This is a genomic window from Roseateles sp. P5_E1 (assembly GCF_054049335.1).
The window spans coordinates 1-904 of sequence record NZ_JBFUMN010000148.1 but is presented as its reverse complement, the minus strand read 5'-3'; the positions used below and the strand labels follow the sequence as shown (position 1 = coordinate 904).

1 rRNA gene is annotated in these 904 nt (G+C 53.0%); it reads left to right on the top strand.

Features of this window, described 5'->3' with window-relative positions:
• Window positions 1–904, top strand: a 23S ribosomal RNA gene (locus ACXJKJ_RS30240); the annotation flags it as partial.

Here is a 904-nt window from a genome sequence, read left to right as displayed (position 1 = left end):
CTCCGAATACCGAGACGGACTGTATGGGAGACACACGGCGGGTGCTAACGTCCGTCGTGAAAAGGGAAACAACCCAGACCCACAGCTAAGGTCCCAAATTCACTGCTAAGTGGAAAACCATGTGGAAAGGCACAGACAGCCAGGAGGTTGGCTTAGAAGCAGCCACCCTTTAAAGAAAGCGTAATAGCTCACTGGTCGAGTCGGTCTGCGGGGAAGATTTAACGGGGCTAAGCAGTGAACCGAAGCTTGGGGTGTGCATATTTATATGTACGCGGTAGAGGAGCGTTCCGTAAGCCGTTGAAGGTGGATTGAGAAGTCTGCTGGAGGTATCGGAAGTGCGAATGCTGACATGAGTAACGATAATGCGGGTGAAAARCCCGCACGCCGAAAGCCCAAGGTTTCCTTGCGCAACGTTAATCGRCGCAGGGTKAGTCGGYCCCTAAGGCGAGGMMGAAAWKCGTAGTCGATGGGAAGCWGGTTAATATTCCWGCACCTCGCGTAAGTGCGATGGAGGGACGGAGAAGGTTAGGTGTACCCGGCGTTGGTTGTCCGGGGGAAAGGAGGTAGGTTTGAATCTTTGGCAAATCCGGGATTCTTCAAGACCGAGCACCGAGACGAGCCTTTAAGGCGAAGTCACTGATACCACGCTTCCAGGAAAAGCTCCTAAGCTTCAGCTTACGCAGACCGTACCGTAAACCGACACAGGTGGGYAGGATGAGAATTCTCAGGCGCTTGAGAGAACTYRGGTGAAGGAACTAGGCAAMATRGYACCGTAACTTCGGGAGAAGGTRCGCCCTTTTTGGTGGCTCATGCGAGCTATAGCTGARGAGGGCCGCAGAAACCAGGCCGCTGCGACTGTTTATCAAAAACACAGCACTCTGCAAACACGAAAGTGGACGTATAG